Below are 15,470 nucleotides of genomic sequence, written 5' to 3'. Positions count from 1 at the left end.
ACAAAATATGAAAGACAACTGTGTAATAGTTCGCGGCGGAGGAGATCTTGCAAGTGGAGTAATCCACAGATTATATCGCTGTGGCTATCGTGTATTGATATTGGAATGTGAAAAACCAAGCGCAATTCGTAGACGGGTTGCGTTTTGCGAAGCTGTATATGATGGAGAAGCAGCTGTGGAAGGTGTAATATGCAGACGGTTGGATTCTCTTTCTGAATGTAAAACTGTCTGGTGTAAAAAAGAAATTCCTCTTATAGTAGATCCATTAGGTAAGTGTATCGATGAGATGGCGGCACAGGGAAAGGTGTCTGCTCTTGTGGATGCGATTCTTGCAAAGAGAAACCTTGGAACTACAAAGGATATGGCACCTGTTACAATTGGCCTTGGTCCTGGATTTTCTGCTGGAGAAGATGTTGATTATGTTGTGGAGACCATGCGAGGCCATGACCTTGCAAGAATTATAACGGAAGGTCCGGCCATTCCAAACACTGGGGTACCCGGAATGGTAGGCGGTGTCAGCAAAGAACGCGTGATCCATTCCCCAGGCACTGGAAGAATCCATAATATCGCCCATATCGCTGATATTGTGGAAAAAGGACAGATCCTTGCCTACGTAGGAGAAACACCTGTAGAAGCCTCTATAACAGGCGTTCTAAGGGGAATTATACGAGAAGGCTACAATGTTCCGCTGGGAATGAAAATCGCGGATATAGACCCGAGAAAAGAGGAGAAAAAGAATTGCTTTACTATCTCAGATAAGGCAAGATGTATTGCCGGAAGTGTGGTGGAGATTCTGCTCAGCGAGGGAGTTTTGCCGGATGCAGGTTATGCTGGCTGAAGGGGAAAATTAAAAAGTTTATGAGAGGAAGCTCAGGATGAAAAAAAATGGATATTTTCTGGATTTACTAAAGCTTGATGTAGAGAAATATCCTGTAATCGCTGTAGTTGGCGGCGGAGGGAAAACCAGCCTGATATATCGTCTGAATGAAGAATTACAAACGATAGATAAAAAGGTGATCATTTCTACAACCACCCACATGGCTTATGATCCCACGCTGCCACTTGTAGGAAGCGCAGACCTTGCGAAAGTTCCGGAAATACTGAATGAGCAAGGCTTTGTGGCAGTTGCTGATATTGAGAAAAAATCGGGAAAAATGTGTTCCATAGAGGAACGGGAATTGAAAAAGCTGGTTCCTCTTTGTAATGTTATGTTGATCGAGGCAGACGGGGCGAAGAGGAAGCCTTTGAAAGTTCCGGCTGACTGGGAACCGGTAATTCCGGAATTTGCTGATGTGGTAATAAGTGTAATTGGACTGGACTGCCTTGACAGACCCATCTGTGAAATTGCCCACCGTGCAGAAGACATCAGTGCTTTTCTAAAAAAAAATCCGGACGCCCCTGTCACAGCAGAAGACATTGAGAAAATAGCAACTTCTGTTTATGGGCTGTATAAAAATGTAGACCATAAAGTATACCGGGTGTATTTAAACAAAGTAGACGTATTACCTGATCCGGAAGCTGCAGAGCAAATAGTAAAAGATCTTACGAAACAAGGAACGGCAGCTGCCTGTGGAAGTCTGAAAGAGGCAGAAGAATTATGAGGATAGCATTGATCATGTTAGCAGCCGGAAACAGCCGCCGGTTTGGAAGCAATAAACTATTATATGAAATTGACGGAAAACCGATGTATCAGCATATTCTGGATAAGCTGCTTGCAGTAGCCCAAAAACTGGAAGAAAAAGAGTCAGGCAGCCTGGAAGACCATAAGAGACAAAATGAAGAGAGTGACAGGAGAAGTGCTGGTACTGCCTGCACGAAAATAAAGGGCACAGAGCTAACAGTAGTCACTCAATACGATGAAATAGAGCAGGAAGCCGGATTGTCAGGTGTCAGAGTATATATGAATCCACATCCGGATGAAGGAATCTCGTCTTCTCTAAAAATCGGTCTAAAAGCCAACCTGGATGCAGATGCCTGTCTTTTTTCTGTATCTGACCAGCCTTGGCTCACAGCAGATACCATAGAAAAACTGATCGAGCTGTTACAAACTTCGGGGAAAGGAATCGCCTGCGTCTCCTGTCAGGGAAAGCTGGGAAATCCCTGCATTTTTACAAAAAAATATTACGAAGAACTGCTTGCTGTTACTGGGGACAAAGGTGGAAAATCGGTAATCCGGGCACATAAGGATGATACAGCTGTTCTGGATGTGGGAAATGCAAAAGAACTTACAGATGTAGATCGGAAAATAGATTTCACCAATTGAGAATAAAAATGTGGGATTGTGTTGGATTATGTGAATTTGTGTGAGATTTTGATGCAAAGATGCTTGTAATTTAATGAAAAACAAGGTATACTGGTAAGAAAGAAAACAGTCGGGAGAACCATTTTATGTTACTGTGAAATAGTAGCCGGTAACCCATTTTCCCGTCATATAAGGAGGATAAAATGGCAGAAAACTATGATGGCCTGGCAGTCGGGGTATTTGAACTGGATAACCTGGTAGCCTGCTTTGTAGCTCTTGATGCAGCATCTAAAGCTGCGAATGTTAAAATCCAGAGTGTGGAGAGAAACCGACTGAAAAGCGGAGCTTGTGTGAAAATGCGCGGCAGTATTTCGGATGTAAATGCAGCGATGGAGGTTGCCCTGGAGACGGCGAAGCCTCTTGGTAAGGTTGTTTCCCATACAGTGATCGCATCCCCTACGGCAGATACAGAAATCGCACTTAAGATGACCATTAATAAATAGAACATGTCAGGAGGAAATAGAAGATGTCTTATGGAGCATTAGGATTAGTGGAGGTTCTTGGAAGCTGTAATGCAGTCGTTGTCCTTGACCAGATGCTGAAAACATCAGATGTAGAATTCCGTACCTGGCATACCAAGTGCGGAGGTCATGCAACTGTATTTTTAAGCGGTGACGTGGCAGCTGTGAAAGCAGCTGTGGATCATGTAAAGGAGAATCCTCCATGTGAGATCGTGGCAGCAGCTGTGATATCCGCACCGTCGGAAGAGACTTCCAGACTGGTGGAAGAAGAGGAAGAGAAACATCATAAATAAGAAACAAAGAACCCGGATTTCACTTGACGCGTGTGAATCCGGGTTTTGTTTTTGGCATTACAGGTGAATCTGTGTTCCGGTTTTTCCCATAATTCCATCTTTGGCCTTTTCCAGCAATGTGATCATGGCTGTTCTTCCGGTTCCGGAGCTTGCAAAATCTACGCAGGCCTGTACCTTGGGCAGCATAGAACCGGCTGCGAATTGACCTTCTTTTATGTATTTCTTAGCCTGGGAGACAGTGAGGTCGTCCAGCCATTTCTCGTTCTCTTTTCCAAAATTAACAGCAACTTTTTCTACCGCGGTAAGAATGACCAGCATGTCCGCATCCAGCTGCTTTGCCAGCAGACAGCTGGCGAAATCTTTGTCAATAACTGCAGAAGAACCTCTCAGATGGTGACCATCCAGGATGACCGGGATACCTCCGCCGCCACAGCATATGACAATCTTATTGGCATCCACAAGACTTCCTATGGCATCCTGCTCCACAATCTCCACAGGTTTTGGAGACGCAACCACACGACGGTAACCGCGGCCGGCGTCTTCTTTCATGATATGTCCATACATCCTGGCCTGAAAATCTGCTTCTTCTTTTGTAAGAAACTTGCCAATGGGCTTGCTGGGATTGTCAAAGGCAGGATCATCCGGATCTACACGAACCTGAGTGACAACGGTAACAACCGGAGTCCGCATAAAACCACGTTTGCGAAGCTCCTCGCGAAGAGCATTCTGGAGATCGTAGCCAATATACGCCTGACTCATTGCCACGCAGACGGAGAGCGGCGTGTTTGGCTGTGCTTCATCTTCATGGGTAAGTGCAGTCATGGCGTTGTTGATCATGCCTACCTGTGGCCCATTTCCGTGGACGACAACTACCTGATGACCTTCTTCAATAAGGTCACAAAGTGCCTGGGCGGTGGATTTTACGGCAATCATCTGTTCTGGAAGAGTATTACCAAGGGCATTTCCTCCAAGGGCAACTACGATTCGTTTTCGTTGATATATCATAATACCTCCATTCTGCCATAAATACTCTTTCTATTTTGCAATAAAGGGACTGTATGCTACAGTCCCTTGTGAAAACGGATTATTCCATAATTCTCGGAGCAGCCTTTACTTCCAGTTTTTTCAGGATATCCTGCGGATTCTTAAATTTGGAGAGTATGATCATTGCTGCAATGATATATGGTTTGAAGCTTGCCTCTTTGTAAAGAGGAACACGGTAACGGTCGAATACACTTGCATCAACCTCACCAGTCTCGCAGCTTACGCCGGTAATATCTGCTGGCAGGCAATGGAGGTAAAGAGCCTTGCCGTTTCTGGTTGTTTTCATAAGTTCTTCTGTACAAGCCCAGTCTTTATGTTCTGCGTTCTGTGCAAGAAGTTCTTTTTCAAGTTTATCAATTCCGTCAAAGTCACCCCTGCCATACAGATCGGTACGTTTTTCCATTGCTGCAAATGGAGCCCAGCTCTTTGGATAAACAATATCTGCATCTTTGAATGCTTCTTCCATGCTGTTTGTTTTGGTGAAAGAACCACCGGATTTCTCAGCGTTTTTCCTAGCAATCTCTTCAACTTCCGGCATTACATCATATCCTTCCGGATGAGCCAGAACAACGTCCATGCCGAAACGTGTCATCAGTCCGATCACACCCTGGGGAACGGAAAGTGGTTTGCCATAGGAGGGGGAATAAGCCCATGTCATAGCAATTTTTTTGCCCTTCAGATTCTCGGCACCACCAAATTCGTGAATGATGTGAAGCATATCTGCCATACACTGGGTTGGATGGTCAACATCACACTGAAGGTTTACAAGAGTCGGTCTCTGCTCCAGAATACCGTCTTTGTTTCCTTCGGTTACAGAATCCATAAATTCTTTCTGGTAAGCGTGTCCTTTGCCAATGTACATGTCGTCGCGGATACCGATCACATCGGCCATGAAAGATACCATATTGGCTGTTTCACGGACTGTTTCCCCATGTGCGATCTGGGATTTCTTTTCGTCCAGATCCTGTACCTCAAGACCAAGAAGGTTACAGGCAGAAGCGAAGGAGAAACGGGTACGTGTGGAATTGTCACGGAAAATGGAAATTCCAAGACCGCTTTCGAACACTTTCGTGGAAATGTTGTGCTCTCTCATATAACGAAGGGCATCTGCAACTGTAAATACTGCTTCCAGTTCCTCGTCTGTTTTATCCCAGGTCCAGAAAAAATCATTATTGTACATTTCTTTAAAATTAAGGCTGTTCAGTTTATCAATGTAATCCTGTAATGTTTTCATGGGTTGTCTCCTTATTATTTAATATATAAATGTAAGTCGGGCGAATTAAAATATGAATGCGGTTATGGCGTGAATTATTTTAGTGTTCGAATGGGAATATTATACCTATTGGATTTCTTACTTACAGTATACAGAGGGAAGTGCTGCATATACAGCGGCGCATCTTACCAGGTCATCCTTCCAGGTCTTCTCATTGGGGGCATGGGCCTGTGCTTCTGCACCAGGGCCAAATCCGATACATGGGATTCCGTTACGTCCCATGATGGAAACACCATTGGTAGAGAAGGTCCACTTATCTGTAAGAGGACGTGTTTTTCTCATAGGCTCTGTCTCGGCATTTCCCATACGTTCTGTGCCATACAGATTATGATAAGCTTCCTCAAGAGCAGCCGTAACCTTGTGGTCTTTGGGGATGACCCATGTAGGGAAGTAGCATTCAATAGGGTATACAAGGTCTGTCCAGGATGGGCGGGAATACTCATACATGGAAACTTTGACATCATCCCCATATTTCTTAACAGATGGAAGTGCACGGATCTCATCCAGACAGCTCTCCCAGGTTTCACCGGCTGTCATACGGCGGTCAAGAGAGACTGCGCATGAATCAGCAACTGCACAGCGGCTTGGGGAGGTGAAGAAAATCTCGGATGTGGTGATGGTACCCCTTCCGAGGAAGTTTGCTTCTTCCCATTCCGGGTTATATTTCGGATCAAGCATTTTAACAAGACCTTTGATCCTGGTGGTTTCTGCTGCATCATTTTCGTTTAAGGCGCGTACATCCTGGAGAATATCAGCCATTTTGTAGATCGCATTGTCGCCGCGCTCCGGGGCAGAACCATGACAGGAAACACCCTTTACGTCCACGCGGATCTCCATACGTCCACGCTGTCCGCGATAGATACCGCCATCTGTAGGTTCTGTGGAAACCACAAATTCCGGACGGACTTTATCTTCGTTGATAATATACTGCCAGCAAAGGCCATCGCAGTCCTCTTCCTGAACGGTTCCGGTGACAACAACCTGGTATTTGTCACTTAGAAGACCAAGATCCTTCATGATCTTTGCACCGTAAACAGCAGATACGATACCGCCCATCTGGTCAGAGGTTCCACGACCGCCGATCTCAGTTTCAGTTTCGTAGCCTTCATATGGATCAAAGCTCCAGTTCTCTCTGTTTCCGATACCTACGGTGTCGATGTGTCCGTCAAAGCCAATGAGTGTGCTTCCGGTGCCCATGTATCCTAAGATATTTCCCATAGGGTCGATCTGGACTTTATGGAAACCAAGCTTCTCCATTTCTTCTTTGATGCGCATTACATGATCCTTTTCACCGCAGCTCTCCCCTGGAAAATGAACCAGGTCGCGAAGAAAACGGGTCATATCGGCTTCGTAATTCAGGGCAGCTTCTTTGATTTTGTTATAATCCATAGCTATTTACCTCCGTGTATTTATAAAAAAAGCAATATTGTTATTAATTACTTAAGGATTCGCTTGTTCCATATAAACCATCCCATAGGATTTCACGGTAACGGACGGGATCTGTGTCACCCTCTGTAGAGATTACCAGAATATTGGAATTCTCATCCAGCTTCAGGGCTTCTTTCAGGTCCTGGGCATCCTCATCATGAAGAGCTGTATAAGCAAGTCCAAGTGGGACAGAACCGGATTCGCCGGATATGATGTGCGGATCATTTCCAAGAGGATTGGCATAGATCCGGGTGGCTTTGGCGCTCATCCAGTCCGGGCAGGAGGCGAAAACAGTAACATGGTTCTTAAGGATATCCCATCCTATGGTGTTTCCTTCACCACATGCAAGACCTGCCATAATCGTGGAAAGGTCTCCGGTAACATTTACCAGACTGCCATCTGCTTTTACCGCAGAGCGGTAAAGACAGTCTGCTGCGCTTGCCTCGCAGACAACCATTACAGGTGGATTCTCCTTGTATTTGTGGGCAAAATAGCCGACAACTGCACCAGCCAGGGAACCTACACCAGCCTGTACAAATACGTGGGTAGGGCGGTCAATGCCATTCTCCTTCAGCTGTCTGTCTGCTTCGAGAACCAGTGTTCCGTAGCCCTGCATGATCCAGGAAGGAATCTCTTCGTATCCGTCCCATGCAGTATCCTGGACGATGATTCCGTGTGGTGTCTTAGCCGCTTCGGCAGCAGCCATTCTTACGCAGTCATCATAATTGACTTCCTCGATGGTAACCTGGGCACCTTCTTTCGCAATGTTGTCAAAGCGGGTGCGGGTGGTTCCCTTCGGCATTCTGATGACGGCCTTCTGTCCAAGACGCTTCGCAGCCCATGCAACACCCCGGCCATGATTGCCATCTGTAGCGGTAAAGAAAGTAGCCTGACCGAATTCTTCTCTTAATTTATCAGAGGAAAGGACATTATAAGGAAGCTGGCTGATATCGCGGCCAAGCTCCCTGGCTATGTAGCGTCCCATGGCGTAGGAGCCTCCAAGAACCTTGAAGGCGTTTAGTCCGAAACGATAGGACTCGTCCTTGCAGTAGATACCTTTTACCCCGAGATAAGAAGCAAGAGAGGAAAGCTTCTGCAGTGGTGTGACACTATACTGGGGGAAGCTTTTGTGAAATTCGTTTGCCTTAATTACATTCTCTTCGGACATCAGATCCAGGAATTTATCATCCGATCCAGGAACATGATTCACTGTCCATTTCAGTCCTTCTGTCATGGGAAAAACCTCCTTTATACTGGTTATATCCTGATCATGTTTAACAGCTGGGAATCAGGTAAATCCGATTTTCTTTATAAATATAATATCATAAATGAATGGATTTGCAATAGAAAAATACAAAAATATTTAGCTTTCTCAAAAAATATTTAGTTCGATTGCGCTGGCTATAGAATTGTGATAAAATGAAGTTTATGGTGCCTGATAATTATTTTAACAGATAAGCAGGCAATGGAAAGGAGCAGGATACATATGGCAGTATTCCGTGCATTTAAAGCACTAAGACCCGTAAAAGAGAAGGCAGCGGCTGTAGCGGCGCTTCCATATGATGTGGTGAATAGAGAAGAGGCAGCGAAGATAGGAAAAGAGAATCCGGATTCTTTTCTTCACGTGGACAGAGCGGAGATGGACCTGCCTGTGGACACTGATCTCTATGATAAGAAGGTTTATGAGAAGGCGAGAGAGAATCTTCTTCAGATGGAGGAGAAGGGGATTCTGGCGTTGGATCAGAAGCCTTGTTACTATATATATGAACTGGTGCGGAAGGGAAAAGTCCAGACAGGTATTGTGGGCTGTGCTTCCATTGATGATTATCTGAATGATGTAGTGAAGAAGCATGAGCTTACCAGATCCGATAAAGAACTGGACCGTATCCACCATGTAGATGTGTGTGATGCAAATACAGGCCCGATCTATCTGGCCTGCCGTTATACGGCTGCTTTGTCTTCCCTTCTTGCAAATTGGAAGAAGGAACATCCGGCTGTATATGATTTTACGGAAGAGGATGAAATCACCCATCGCGTGTGGGTAATTGACCAGGATGAGATGATTGCCAGGATAAAGGGAGAAATGGAGCAGATTCCGGCGCTTTATATTGCGGATGGCCATCATAGGGCAGCGTCTGCTGTGAAAGTGGGGCTTAAGCGTCGTGAGGAGAATCCGGGATATACAGGAGAAGAGGAATTTAACTATTTTCTTTCCGTGGTTTTCCCATATGACCAGCTCACCATTCTGGCTTATAACCGTGTTGTAAAGGATTTAAATGGACAGAGTGCAGATGAAGTCCTGGGCAGGATTAAGGAGAATTTTGATATGACGATCGTACCAGGCTTTCCCGCAAAGCCTGTTGAGAAGCATTGCTTCGGAATGTATCTGGATGGTTTCTGGTATCTTTTGAAAGCGAAGCCAGAGCTTTATGAGGAAAAAGATATAGTAGGACAGCTGGATTCCCAGATTCTCCAGGATAAGGTACTAGGACCTGTGCTTGGCATTGGTGATCCAAGAACGGATAAACGGATCACTTTTGTAGGTGGAAGCCATAAGTTAAGAGAACTTCAGTCTATGGCAGATGAAACCTGTGGAATTGCATTTGCCCTTTATCCGACTTCAATGGAAGATCTTATGCAGATCGCAGATGAGAAGAAGCTTATGCCGCCGAAATCCACCTGGTTCGAGCCGAAGCTGCGCAGTGGAATCTTTGTACATAAGTTATAAGATGGAGGATTGTTTATTGCCAGGCGCATTACCTGGCATCATTTGCGACGATCGGAGAGCAGAAAATGGAAACAGAAGAATTTATCTCAGGTTTTTGCAGAACCTGTAATGGTGCACAGACAGTCTGCTGTGAGTATGAGGAAAAAGATGGCAGAAAAATACTTACTTTTATGGACTGTGCATATAAAAGATGTGTGAACCAGGGAGCCTGCGAAATTTACAAAGAGGCGCATGACCTTGAGAGTGAGTGAAGAAGAGGCATAAGGCCTTGAGCGTGAATAAAAAAGAGACAGTTGCAAACACGCTTTAAAATCCAAAATAGATAGAAGCCATATAACGTTTCCCTTTGTAGTTCCTGGAAATGCACGGGGAAAAGTATTATATGGCTTTTTTTGTTATTTATTTACATCGATATAACTGTAAAGGGTATACTTGGAAATTCCGAAATAATTTGCTACCTTATCACCTGATTTGGTAATAAGGAAAGCACCTGAGTCATTGAGAAACTGGATAGCAGTAACTTTATCTTCTTTGTTCATAAGGGCAACTGGTTTGCCTACAAGCTTCACGGATTCCTCAATAAGCCGGTCCAGAAGGTCATTGACACTGTGTGTGATCTGCTTCGGCTTCTCTTCTTTATTCTTCGGGGTGATCAGGTCATTAAGGGCACTGTTGATCAAAGTCAGCTTGGTGATGTCATAGTTGATTCCAAATACATAATGAAGGCTGTCATCCTCATCCTTTATATAGGAAGTGCTGCATTTTAAGATTTTGCCGTCGGCTGTTTTCATCAGGTAACCATTGTGATCGGCAGGAGCACAGTTGCTTCCCCGTCCCTTCTGGCGGATTCCGTCGAAAACGGCATCTGACGGGCCATCGCCTACACTTCGTCCGGTTACGTGGCCATTTACAATATAAACGATAGAATGCTCTGGTTCTTTTGTTTTCAGATCGTGGATTACCACTTCGCAGTCCGGTCCGAACTCAGCTGCGATATCCTGTGCAATCTGCTGTAAGATCGTTAATCTTCCCATGTATGTTCCCTCCTGTTTTGGAAGCTGGTTATTTATTATAATAACATGGCAGAAAAAAAATAGAAAGATGTTTTACAAAAAAATTATTGACTACTGAAAAAAATTAGGCTTTGATTGATTGAATACTGCAGTGATATATGTTATATTTACTTCAAATAGAGAAAAGAAAAATGTATATTTGTCTATTCTGCACAAACTATGTGAAAGGAGGACGTGTATGAAGTATCTTTTGAAAAATGGAACTGTCATATCCGGCACATCAGCAAAGAAGCTGGATGTATTAGTGGAAGGGGAAAAGATCGTAAAAACCGGGGAGAATCTGTCTGATCCGGAGGCGGTATTGATTGATGTCTGCGGAAAGCTTCTTTTTCCAGGATTTATTGATGGTCATACCCATTTCGACCTGGAAGTTGCCGGGACTGTGACTGCTGATGATTTTGAAACGGGAACCAGGGCAGCCATTCTTGGAGGAACTACATTGGTGATCGATTTTGCTTCCCAGGACAAAGGTGGCCATACGTTGAAGGAAGGCCTTGAAAAATGGCACAAAAAAGCAGATGGGAAATGTTCCTGTGATTATTCTTTCCATATGTCCATTGTGGAGTGGAACGAAGAAACCAGAATGGAAATCCAGGATATGATCGACGAGGGCATTACCAGTTTTAAACTGTATATGACGTATCCTGCCATGATCGTGAATGATGGAGATCTCTATAAGATATTGAAAGCTTTGAATGAAAAAGGCTGTTTTGCAGGGGTACATTGTGAAAATGCAGGGGTTATAGACGCCTTGATCCAGGAAGCCAAATCACAGGGAAGACTTGGCCCGGAAAATCATCCTCTGGTCCGGCCGGACACGATGGAGGCAGAAGCAGTACATCGTCTTCTGGTAATTGCAAAGGAAACGGGTGCTCCGGTTATGATCGTGCATCTTACCAACCGGAAAGCTTATGAGGAGATCATCCGCGCCCGTGCAGGTGGCCAGATTGTGTTTGCAGAAACCTGTCCCCAGTATCTGCTTCTTGAAGACAGTGTCTATTCCAGAGAAAATTTTGAAGGGGCAAAATATGTCTGTGCGCCTCCGATCCGTAAAAAAGAAGATCAGGACTGCCTGTGGAAGGCATTGGCAGATGGTGCGATCCAGACGGTAGCTACAGACCAGTGCAGCTTTACTCTTGCACAGAAAGCACTTGGTAAGGATGACTTTACCAGGATTCCAGGTGGATTGCCAGGTGTTCAGACAAGAGGGACACTTCTTTATACATATGGTGTGCGTACAGGCAGGATCACAGTGGAGAAAATGTGCCAGCTTTTATGCGAAAATCCAGCCAGACTATACGGCGTCTATCCAGAGAAAGGGGTAATCCGGGAAGGCAGCGATGCGGATATTGTTGTGTTTGATCCGGAAAAAGAAAGTGTGATCTCTGCAAAGACCCATGCGTATCATACTGATAACAATCCGTATGAAGGCTTCCGGCTTCATGGGGATATTGATAAGGTATTTCTCCGTGGGAGTCTTGCTGTGGATGATGGAAAGCTGATTCAGGAGAAGCTTGGAAAATATATAAAAAGAGGACTGAGACAGCCGCTTAATAATTAGTAAAAAAGCCAGAACGTGTTTGAAAAGAGGTATCTGCAAAATTTCCCACAAAGTGGGGGTGCAGATTGCGGGAAAGATTTTTCAAACATGTTCTGGCTTTCTTTCTATCAAATGTAATTATCTGTATTTCTGGAATTCTATATCGGTTTCATGCCGCTTGACATAACCATTTAGAAATAGTATCAATGCACCATCACAGGTGGCATTGCAGGCGGCGGCAAAGGCATCGTGAAGAGCGAATGCTGCAAACATAAGAGCGATGCCCGAGTCACCGAATTTCAGGATTCCGGTGAGGACTCCAAGAGATACCATCACAGTTCCCCATGGAAGCCCTGGGGTACCAAGGGAACAGGTGGCAAGCAGAAGACTGAAAATTACCATTGTTCCTGGTGCAGGCACAGAGCCATAAAGGATCCGGGAGATCATCATGGCAAAAAATACTTCAGCGAGCACAGAACCACAGTGATGAATCTGTGTAAAAAGAGGGATTACTTCCCCAGCAAGCTTCGGGGAAAGCATTTCGCATTTTGTAGCAGCCTCCTGGGAATATTTTTCTGTGGCTGTGGAAGATGGATTTTTCAGTGCTGTTTTACATGTGGGCATATAATTTTTCAGGATCTTCCAGGGCTTTTCCCCGGAATAGGAGCCTGCAATATGATACAGGATTACTACCCATAGGCAATAGGCCGGTATGACGATGATAAGAGCCAGAAGCAGCAGAGGCAGATACTTAATAAAATACCCCTGATAAGCCAGTGTGCACAGGGAAAGCCCGATATAGGCCGGCAGCAACGGCAGAAGAATCCGTGACATCAGGGAAAGTGTGATTCCCCGAAGTTCATTTATAAGCTCTTTGGTTCGTATGGCATTTGTCCAACAGGCACCAAATCCCAGAAGCACCGAGAGCATCAAAGCACTGAGGGCAGAAACAGGTGCCGGGATCGGAAGCTCAAACAAGGTGTCCGGTAAAAAACGGAAAGAAAGACTATCTGTAGATACGGGAAGCCTTGGGATGATCAGATAACCAAGGATGGCTGCAAATGCTGCAGCTCCAAGCATGGAAAGATAAGTAATGCGGATGACTGGGGCAGTAGCCGGTGTAGGGTCTTTTTTGGCGGAAATAATGGAAGAGGCCATAAGACCTATGATGATCACAGGTGCCAGAAATGTGATCAATTGGCTGAGTACATAACGGGCGGTGACTACCAGATTTAGTATTCCTGAAGTCAGCCCCATAGTACGTGTGGCATTAAAAAACAGGCCTGCAAGTAGGCCAGGTATACTGACTGCCAGAATCCGGAATGGAAAACTGGCCATAATTCTTTTTTTCTTCATTGTGAAAATTCCTCCGCATGTATTATAATATACAGAAAAGAAAGGTGCAATGAAAACTTGGCAGGTATCTGGGGGAACATTGTCCGATCCCTGCAGGCGATAATTATAAAAGAGGTGACAGGTAATGTATAATAAAATCTATGAAATTCTGGATAAAAAAGGAAGAGTCAGAACCGGAACTTTTCTGGATGGTCCATACATGGGAAAGAAATGTATTTTACCATCTGGTATGACAGTACAAGAGGAAAAAGATTGTGAAACAGCTAAAAGTAATTCACGTATGCAGCTGCTTACAGAGAACCCGGAAGAAAAATCAATATGGACTCCGTATTTAAATATACTGGAAGAGACCAGGGAAACAAAAGTGATAGAAGCAGAAGGACAACAGCTTTTTATAGAAGATTACCGCAAGAATCCACATCTTGTGATCTTTGGGGGAGGGCATGTATCCCAGCCAACAGCCCATCTTGGGAAAATGCTTGGCTTTCATGTGACGATCATGGATGACAGGGAAGAATTTGTAACGAGAGAACGTTTTCCAGAGGCAGACGAGCTGGTTTTTGGTGATTTTAAGGAACTGGACAAGTATATTCTGCCTTATGAGAATGCTTATTACGTGATACTCACCAGGGGGCATATTGGGGATGCGGACTGTCTTCGGAGGGTGCTAAACCGTCCTTATGAATATCTTGGAATGATCGGAAGTAAGAATAAAGTACGGATCACCAGGGAGAATCTTCTTAGTGAAGGGGTCAGCAGGGAAAAACTGGATGAAGTGCATGCACCTATTGGAATTCCCCTTGGAGGCCAGCTTCCAGAGGAAATTGCGGTGAGCATCATGGCAGAGATCATCAATGTGAAAAACATGCATTATTCTGCATACTGTGATGAAAAAGTAGAGGCCGCAGTAATGGAGGGACGTCATGGAGTGATGGTTACCATTGCGAAGAAGTCAGGTTCTTCCCCGCGAGGTGTGGGAAGCAAAATGTTCGTGGAAGCTTCCGGGCATATAACAGGAAGTATCGGTGGAGGTAAAGTGGAGTTTGAAGCAATCCGTCACTGTAAAGAAGTGGAAGAAAAAGATGTGAAGCATTACGCACTGACAACAGATGGAAAGGATAGTCTGGGAATGATCTGCGGAGGACAGGTGACAGTAGTATTTGAGAGAATCTAGAGCCTTTTTCAAACAGGCTCTAAGGCAGAAAGCATGGATAATGATTATCTGTAACAGGAGAAAACGATCGACAAAACGATCGGCTGCACTTAGGGCTTGCATATTTTGTAATAATACTGTATATTAATTGTAACGATTCGCAGAAAGAGTCTGTTTTTGTAATGTAATTATAATGTAATTAAGAGAAGATGAATCAATTCAAAGCAGCGATGCTTTGTAAAGGAGGAATACTATTATGAAAAGAGCAGGTTTGGCAGTTTTGCTTCTTGGTGCAGCACTTTGCATCCCGGGATGTGGATTTGAAGAAGGCGCAGGAGCAAGCGTTACAGTTATACAGGCAACCCCTACACCGATTCCCACTCCCACACCAGAGGTTACCCCGACTCCAGAGGCAACTCCTACACCTGAGGTTGTAGTGGTACAGACTGCAAGCGGTGTAAATGTAACCAAACAGGATGGTACATATGTTGCAAATGCAGATGTAAACCTTCGTGCAGATGCCAGTGCAGACGCAGCACTGATCGCAAGCGTAGCAAATGGCACTCAGCTCACCAGCACAGGTGTATGTGATAATGGCTGGGTTGAGATTTCCTATGAAGGACAGACTGCATATGTATCTGGCGATTATGTAAGTGCAGTGGCAGCAGATACAGCAGCTGACGGTGCAGCCGCAGATGGTGCTGCAGCAGACGGAAGTGTAGACCAGGCAGCATTTACAGATGGCAGCGCAGATGCTTCAGCAGAGGCAGTAGCAGGCTGATACAGTAATCTATGGTTACTGTAGAGATAACGCTCTTT

General features: G+C 44.8%; 16 protein-coding genes. 10 read left to right on the top strand and 6 right to left on the bottom strand.

Features of this window, described 5'->3' with window-relative positions:
- Nucleotides 1-7 precede the first annotated feature (7 nt).
- The 5 genes from yqeB to ACTQWB_RS03450 all read left to right on the top strand — a co-directional run bounded on the left by yqeB (nt 8) and on the right by ACTQWB_RS03450 (nt 3,056).
- On the top strand, nt 8-838 hold the full coding sequence (gene yqeB, locus ACTQWB_RS03470) for a selenium-dependent molybdenum cofactor biosynthesis protein YqeB (RefSeq protein ID WP_441500369.1): 831 nt from the start codon (nt 8-10) through the stop codon (nt 836-838).
- Nucleotides 839-875: 37 nt separating this feature from the next.
- Entirely contained in the window at nt 876-1,601 is a 726-nt protein-coding gene (gene yqeC, locus ACTQWB_RS03465) for a selenium cofactor biosynthesis protein YqeC (RefSeq protein ID WP_441500368.1), read from the top strand.
- Nucleotides 1,598-2,263, top strand: coding sequence for a nucleotidyltransferase family protein (locus tag ACTQWB_RS03460; RefSeq protein WP_441500367.1), 666 nt, complete (start codon nt 1,598-1,600; stop codon nt 2,261-2,263). Before yqeC ends, ACTQWB_RS03460 begins: the two co-directional genes overlap by 4 nt.
- Before the next feature lie 182 nt (nt 2,264-2,445).
- Nucleotides 2,446-2,745, top strand: coding sequence for a BMC domain-containing protein (locus ACTQWB_RS03455; protein ID WP_441500366.1), 300 nt, complete (start codon nt 2,446-2,448; stop codon nt 2,743-2,745).
- Nucleotides 2,746-2,768: 23 nt separating this feature from the next.
- Nucleotides 2,769-3,056, top strand: coding sequence for a BMC domain-containing protein (locus tag ACTQWB_RS03450; RefSeq protein ID WP_441500365.1), 288 nt, complete (start codon nt 2,769-2,771; stop codon nt 3,054-3,056).
- Between the two features lie 57 nt (nt 3,057-3,113).
- On the opposite strand, the gene arcC is transcribed toward ACTQWB_RS03450, so the two are convergent.
- From arcC to dpaL, 4 genes are all read right to left on the bottom strand, one after another.
- Nucleotides 3,114-4,058 carry a carbamate kinase gene (gene arcC, locus ACTQWB_RS03445; protein ID WP_441500401.1) on the bottom strand — a complete coding sequence of 315 codons (945 nt, stop codon included), beginning with the start codon at nt 4,056-4,058 and terminating at the stop codon, nt 3,114-3,116.
- An 82-nt stretch (nt 4,059-4,140) separates the two neighbouring features.
- Nucleotides 4,141-5,334, bottom strand: a complete 1,194-nt coding sequence (ygeW, locus tag ACTQWB_RS03440; RefSeq protein WP_441500364.1) for a knotted carbamoyltransferase YgeW — start codon at nt 5,332-5,334, stop codon at nt 4,141-4,143.
- Nucleotides 5,335-5,451: 117 nt separating this feature from the next.
- Complete coding sequence (locus tag ACTQWB_RS03435; RefSeq protein WP_441500363.1) at nt 5,452-6,762, bottom strand: YgeY family selenium metabolism-linked hydrolase; 1,311 nt, start codon at nt 6,760-6,762, stop codon at nt 5,452-5,454.
- A gap of 43 nt (nt 6,763-6,805) precedes the next feature.
- Nucleotides 6,806-8,035, bottom strand: coding sequence for a diaminopropionate ammonia-lyase (gene dpaL, locus ACTQWB_RS03430; RefSeq protein ID WP_441500362.1), 1,230 nt, complete (start codon nt 8,033-8,035; stop codon nt 6,806-6,808).
- Nucleotides 8,036-8,287: 252 nt separating this feature from the next.
- Here dpaL and ACTQWB_RS03425 point away from each other — a divergent pair, with 252 nt between their 5' ends.
- Nucleotides 8,288-9,529, top strand: coding sequence for a DUF1015 domain-containing protein (locus ACTQWB_RS03425; RefSeq protein ID WP_441500361.1), 1,242 nt, complete (start codon nt 8,288-8,290; stop codon nt 9,527-9,529).
- A gap of 65 nt (nt 9,530-9,594) precedes the next feature.
- Nucleotides 9,595-9,780, top strand: coding sequence for a hypothetical protein (locus ACTQWB_RS03420; RefSeq protein ID WP_441500360.1), 186 nt, complete (start codon nt 9,595-9,597; stop codon nt 9,778-9,780).
- A gap of 144 nt (nt 9,781-9,924) precedes the next feature.
- Here ACTQWB_RS03420 and ACTQWB_RS03415 read toward each other — a convergent pair whose 3' ends face one another.
- A complete protein-coding gene (locus ACTQWB_RS03415; protein WP_441500359.1) occupies nt 9,925-10,563 on the bottom strand; it encodes a helix-turn-helix transcriptional regulator in 639 nt (212 codons plus the stop codon).
- A 217-nt stretch (nt 10,564-10,780) separates the two neighbouring features.
- On the opposite strand from ACTQWB_RS03415, the gene hydA reads away from it, so the two are divergent.
- The gene (hydA, locus tag ACTQWB_RS03410; protein WP_441500358.1) at nt 10,781-12,163 is read left to right on the top strand and encodes a dihydropyrimidinase; all 1,383 of its coding nucleotides are present in this window, start codon (nt 10,781-10,783) and stop codon (nt 12,161-12,163) included.
- A gap of 117 nt (nt 12,164-12,280) precedes the next feature.
- Here the strand turns inward: hydA and ACTQWB_RS03405 are convergent, their stop codons facing one another.
- Nucleotides 12,281-13,498 carry a cation:dicarboxylate symporter family transporter gene (locus ACTQWB_RS03405; RefSeq protein WP_441500357.1) on the bottom strand — a complete coding sequence of 406 codons (1,218 nt, stop codon included), beginning with the start codon at nt 13,496-13,498 and terminating at the stop codon, nt 12,281-12,283.
- A 124-nt stretch (nt 13,499-13,622) separates the two neighbouring features.
- Between ACTQWB_RS03405 and ACTQWB_RS03400 the strand changes: the two genes are divergently transcribed.
- Nucleotides 13,623-14,672 (top strand): XdhC family protein, encoded by a 1,050-nt coding sequence (locus ACTQWB_RS03400; RefSeq protein WP_441500356.1) that lies wholly within the window; start codon nt 13,623-13,625, stop codon nt 14,670-14,672.
- A 235-nt stretch (nt 14,673-14,907) separates the two neighbouring features.
- The gene (locus ACTQWB_RS03395) at nt 14,908-15,432 is read left to right on the top strand and encodes an SH3 domain-containing protein (protein ID WP_441500355.1); all 525 of its coding nucleotides are present in this window, start codon (nt 14,908-14,910) and stop codon (nt 15,430-15,432) included.
- Nucleotides 15,433-15,470 lie beyond the last annotated feature (38 nt).

Source organism: Blautia sp. HCP3S3_H10_2 (assembly GCF_052122375.1).
Lineage (GTDB): Bacteria > Bacillota > Clostridia > Lachnospirales > Lachnospiraceae > Blautia_A.
The sequence above is the reverse complement of the archived record's forward strand: the minus strand, read 5'-3'. Positions and strand labels throughout refer to the sequence as shown.

Excerpts from the sequence above, each read along its gene's own strand:
- ACTQWB_RS03460 (WP_441500367.1), top strand. The coding sequence starts at position 1,598 with ATGAGGATAGCATTGATCATGTTAGCAGCCGGAAACAGCCGCCGGTTT.
- ACTQWB_RS03455 (WP_441500366.1), top strand. The coding sequence starts at position 2,446 with ATGGCAGAAAACTATGATGGCCTGGCAGTCGGGGTATTTGAACTGGAT.
- yqeB (WP_441500369.1), top strand. The coding sequence starts at position 8 with ATGAAAGACAACTGTGTAATAGTTCGCGGCGGAGGAGATCTTGCAAGT.
- ACTQWB_RS03415 (WP_441500359.1), bottom strand. The coding sequence starts at position 10,563 with ATGGGAAGATTAACGATCTTACAGCAGATTGCACAGGATATCGCAGCT.
- ACTQWB_RS03395 (WP_441500355.1), top strand. The coding sequence starts at position 14,908 with ATGAAAAGAGCAGGTTTGGCAGTTTTGCTTCTTGGTGCAGCACTTTGC.
- ACTQWB_RS03400 (WP_441500356.1), top strand. The coding sequence starts at position 13,623 with ATGTATAATAAAATCTATGAAATTCTGGATAAAAAAGGAAGAGTCAGA.
- ACTQWB_RS03435 (WP_441500363.1), bottom strand. The coding sequence starts at position 6,762 with ATGGATTATAACAAAATCAAAGAAGCTGCCCTGAATTACGAAGCCGAT.
- ACTQWB_RS03450 (WP_441500365.1), top strand. The coding sequence starts at position 2,769 with ATGTCTTATGGAGCATTAGGATTAGTGGAGGTTCTTGGAAGCTGTAAT.
- ygeW (WP_441500364.1), bottom strand. The coding sequence starts at position 5,334 with ATGAAAACATTACAGGATTACATTGATAAACTGAACAGCCTTAATTTT.
- ACTQWB_RS03425 (WP_441500361.1), top strand. The coding sequence starts at position 8,288 with ATGGCAGTATTCCGTGCATTTAAAGCACTAAGACCCGTAAAAGAGAAG.
- hydA (WP_441500358.1), top strand. The coding sequence starts at position 10,781 with ATGAAGTATCTTTTGAAAAATGGAACTGTCATATCCGGCACATCAGCA.
- dpaL (WP_441500362.1), bottom strand. The coding sequence starts at position 8,035 with ATGACAGAAGGACTGAAATGGACAGTGAATCATGTTCCTGGATCGGAT.
- yqeC (WP_441500368.1), top strand. The coding sequence starts at position 876 with ATGAAAAAAAATGGATATTTTCTGGATTTACTAAAGCTTGATGTAGAG.
- ACTQWB_RS03405 (WP_441500357.1), bottom strand. The coding sequence starts at position 13,498 with ATGAAGAAAAAAAGAATTATGGCCAGTTTTCCATTCCGGATTCTGGCA.
- ACTQWB_RS03420 (WP_441500360.1), top strand. The coding sequence starts at position 9,595 with ATGGAAACAGAAGAATTTATCTCAGGTTTTTGCAGAACCTGTAATGGT.